At 38.5% G+C, this 501-nt stretch carries 1 protein-coding gene; it reads right to left on the bottom strand.

Translation table 11 applies throughout. From position 1 onward, the window contains the following. A partial coding sequence (locus QWI17_RS00290) for a hypothetical protein (RefSeq protein ID WP_302720505.1) occupies positions 1 to 501 on the bottom strand: 501 nt, incomplete at both ends.

A 501-nucleotide genomic window follows, 5' to 3' on the forward strand; every position in this document is an offset into this window, starting at 1 on the left:
CGTTGTCCATATCTACCTCAGTAGTTCTGTGACACTCGATACACCATCCCATTGTGAAATCATTCGCCATTTTTACTTCGTTCATTTCATCAACACGTCCGTGACATGCGAAACAAACTTGGTCTCCTGATCCAATGTTCAATTCTTTAGCATTTGGAATAGTTCCATCTTTAATTGCTTTCTTAATCGCTTTCTCTCCAGCTACAACGTGTTGTGCGTGGCTAAAGAATACGAAATCTGGCATATTGTGGATACGTACCCATTCGATTGGTTTTTGCGGACCATCGTATTTGTTCGTTTCTGGATTCCATCCAATAGCTTTATACATTTTTTGGATTTCTCCTGTATAGAAGTTCTTAACTGCTTCCTCATCAGCGAATTTACCAGAAGTGATTAATTCTTCTTCGAAGTAATCTCCTTTGTATTCTTTGATTGTTTTGTGACAGTTCATACATACGTTTGGTGAAGGAATTCCAGACACTTTACCGTATTTAGCAGAAC

It is taken from the genome of Gilvimarinus gilvus (genome assembly GCF_030518155.1).
GTDB classification, from domain to species: domain Bacteria; phylum Pseudomonadota; class Gammaproteobacteria; order Pseudomonadales; family Cellvibrionaceae; genus Gilvimarinus; species Gilvimarinus gilvus.